Below are 3,583 nucleotides of genomic sequence, written 5' to 3' on the forward strand. Positions count from 1 at the left end.
CGGCGCGCCCCCAGGCTCTCCAACCCGACGGTGGTGAGAGCGTCGAGGACCGGCTCCCCGGGGGGCCCGGGACTGGCGCCGGGGGCACGCAAGGGGGGGACGGCGGTTGCGGGGCAGCGCCCGTGCGGGCTTTGAGCGGCCCTCGTCGGGCCGCGTTCTGTTCGCCGAGACATTGATGTCGGGCGCTGGCGCCCATGTCCCGCCGGAGCGGCGCCGGGTGGGGATCGTCTTCCAATCCTATGCGCTGTGGCCGCACATGAGCGTAGCCGACAACGTCGGCTACCCGTTGCGTGTCGCCGGCGTCAATGCCCGGGACCGCCGCGAGCCGGTCCTCGACGCTCTCACCACCGTCGGGTTGGAGAGCCTGGGGGCGCGCCGTCCGGCGGATTTGTCCGGGGGCCAGCGCCAGCGCGTCGCGCTGGCGCGATGCCTGGTCATGAAACCGCGGATCCTCCTGTTCGACGAACCCCTGGCAAATCTCGACGTCCATCTGCGGGCCTCGATGCAGGACGAGTTCGTCGACATGCACCGCAAGACCCGTACCACCATCGTCTACATCACCCACGACCAGGCCGAGGCAATGGCGATGGCCGACCGCATCGCGGTCATGTCTGACGGCCGCATCGAACAGGCAGCGGCGCCCGAAACACTCTACGACGAACCCGAGACGCCGATGGTGGGGAACTTCATCGGCGAAGGGGTCATCGTCGAGGCCACCCTGATGCATGCCCCGGCGGAAGGCCATGGCCGCGCCAGGGTGTTCGGCCATGAGTGCACCGTACGGGCCGGCGACCGCGCCGCGCAGGGGCCGGTGCGGCTCTGTCTTCGACCCGAGGCACTGCGCCCCGACAACGGTCACGGCTTTGCCGCCACCGTCCGGCGCACAAGCTATCGCGGCGGCATCTATGCCGTCGAGGCAACCGCCGACGAGGCCAGGGTACCGGTACGGCTGTGGCTGCGGCGGCCGCCGGCCATCGGCGAAACACTGCGTATCGCGGTCGATGACGCATGGGTCGTCCCGTCGGCCCCGCGACCCGATTGAGGATCGGACACCCCACCGCGAGGCCGACCCTCTCAGGTAGAACCGTCCCCTACGCCTCCCATGGCAGGACACCGCGGGGCAGCCGCCGCGCGATCACCTGCGTCGCCAGCATCAGCAGCAGCACGACCAGCACCGCGACCACCGCGACCGCGGCCGCCAGCGTCGTGTAGCCGCCGTCGTCCAGGTTGAAGACGATGACACCAAGCGTCTCCGCGCCCGACGACCACAGCAGGGCCGATACGGTCAGTTCGTTGAACGCGGTCAGGAACACGACGATCCCCCCCGCCACGGCAATCGGCGCAAGCAGCGGCATCATCACCGTGCCCAGCCGGTACATCAGGGTGGCTCCCGCCATCTGCGCCGCTTCCTCGAGGGTGGGGTCGAGTTGGTGGTAGCCGCTGATCACCGGTCTCAGACTCAACGTCAGGAAACGGGCCAGGTACGCCGCGAAAATGATCCACACCGTGTTGTAGATGCTGAAGCCGAGCAGCGGCAGCGGCTTCAGGAAGATCAGAATGGCGGCGATGGCGAGGACGACCCCCGGAAGCGCGTAGGGAAGCTCCGCCGCCAGGTTCAGGGCGCCGAGGATGCGGCTGCGCCGCCGGGTCACGAAGTAGGCCAATACCAGCGAGACGCCCACCAGCGTCACGGCGGCCCCGCCCGCCAGGAAAAAACTGTTGCGAAACGCACGAATCGTCGCGTCCTGCCGCGCAAGCACCTCGACATAGTTGTCCAGGGTCGCCGTGCCGGGCGCGAGCGTCACGCCATAGGCGGGCACCAGCGAGGTCGAGATCAACGCCGTCAAGGGCGCCACCAGAATGAAGAAGATCACGAGCCAGCTCGCCGCCTCGACGAACGGCCGCCAACTCCCCAGCCTGAAGCCGAGGGGTTGGGACGCCGGTCCGATGGTCCGGTAGTCGCGCCGCCGCAACATCCAGCCCTGGAGCAGAACGCCCGAAAACGCGATCAGACCCACGATGATCGACAACACCGCGACCTCGGAGATGATGGTGGGTCCGAAGCTCGACAACCGCTGATAAATGAGTGTCGGGAGCACCGTGTAGCGGGCCGGAATCCCGAGCAGGGCGGGAATGCCGAAGTTGCCCACCGCCGACACGAACGCCAGCGCGGCGCCGGCCACCAGCGCCGGCGTCATCACGGGAATGACCACATCGCGCAGCACCCTGGCGATGCCGGCGCCGGAGGCGCGGGCGGCCTCGACGATCTCTCGTGGCAGGCCGCGCAAACCGGCCCGCATGGCCAGGAACACCAACGCGGAGTGCTGGATCCCGAGAAGCAGGGCGATGCCCTCGCGCGAATACATGGGGTGCGGCGTGCCCGGCGGCGGCGCGAGGCCGAGCGCGTTGAGCAGCGGGCTCGAAGGACCGAAGAGCTGTATCCAACTGAGCGCGGTGATCTGGGGCGGGATCATCAAGGGCAACATGAAGCAAAAGACCAGAGCCCCTTTCGCGCGCACGTCGGTGAGCGCCACCGCCAGCGCAAACGCCGTGCCCAGAGCGGTGGCGACGATGGTGCCCAGGCCGGCCGTGAAAAGGGTGCGCCCCGTGGTCCGCCACGTCGAACGCGCCGACAGGACTTCTTCGAGGACCGCGGTATCGAACACGCCGCCCGGGGCGATGCCTTCCAGCAGAAGCCGCCCCATGGGCAACACGCTCAGCACGCCGACAAACAAAACAAGGGCGGCGAACACCACGTGTTCGCCGCCCCGTTGAAACCGTCCCCACAGTCGGGTCAAGCGATAATCCCTCGCCCTAGTTTCCGAAGACCTCGCTGAAACGCTTCTTGTTGGTGTCGGCCTCGGTGAGCGCCTTGCCGGCATCGAAGTCCATCAGCTTGATCCCGCTGCGCTGGGGGAAGCCTTGCGGCGGCGACACTTCCGGGTGGGCGGGGAGATACCCCTGACTCGCCGCAAGCTCCTGGCCCTTGCGCGACAGCAGGAAGTCGATGAAGGCCTTGGCCGCCTCGGGGTTCTTCGCCGTGCTCAGGATCGCAACGGGCTCGGTGACCGCGCTCACTCCTTCCTCCGGAAAGACGAAGCTGACCGGCGATCCCTTGGCCTTCTCCCTGATTGGCAGGAAGTCGACAACCATGCCGTACAGCTTCTCGCCGCCGGCCACCGCACGGAACGTGCCCCCGTTGCCACCCTTGGGATTGACACCGTTGGCCGCGAGCTTGTCGTAGTAGGACCAGCCCAGTTCGGGATGGGCCGTCAGCGTGGCGAGATGGATCAGGGCCGCGCCGGAGGTCAGCGGGCTCGGCATTGCCACGAGACCCTTGGCCTTGGCGTCGACGAGATCCTTCCACGACGAAGGCTTCATGGGGGCCTTTGTGTTGTAGACGATGCCCGTGGTGATGAGCTTGGTGGAGAAGTAGTGTTTCTCCTGGTCGTAGAGGGCCGGCTCGTAGGCGCTCACCGGGGCATCGGCATGGGCCATCAGGCGGCCCTCGCGCTTCAGTCCTTCCATGGTGACCGTGTCGGCGATCAGCAAGACGTCCGGCCGCGGGCTCCCGGCCGCGAAC

At 67.8% G+C, this 3,583-nt stretch carries 3 protein-coding genes; 1 reads left to right on the forward strand and 2 read right to left on the reverse strand.

Going from position 1 to position 3,583, the window contains the following annotated elements:
* Positions 1 to 106: 106 nt before the first annotated feature.
* Entirely contained in the window at positions 107 to 1,042 is a 936-nt protein-coding gene (locus OXF11_07595) for an ABC transporter ATP-binding protein (GenBank protein MCY4486964.1), read from the forward strand.
* Positions 1,043 to 1,091: 49 nt separating this feature from the next.
* Here OXF11_07595 and OXF11_07600 read toward each other — a convergent pair whose 3' ends face one another.
* Entirely contained in the window at positions 1,092 to 2,705 is a 1,614-nt protein-coding gene (locus tag OXF11_07600; GenBank protein MCY4486965.1) for an iron ABC transporter permease, read from the reverse strand.
* A gap of 109 nt (positions 2,706 to 2,814) precedes the next feature.
* Positions 2,815 to 3,583 (reverse strand): ABC transporter substrate-binding protein (locus OXF11_07605; protein MCY4486966.1); only part of this gene is annotated, 769 nt, incomplete at its 5' end.

The organism is Deltaproteobacteria bacterium (assembly GCA_026712905.1).
Lineage (GTDB): Bacteria > Desulfobacterota > Binatia > UBA9968 > JAJDTQ01 > JAJDTQ01.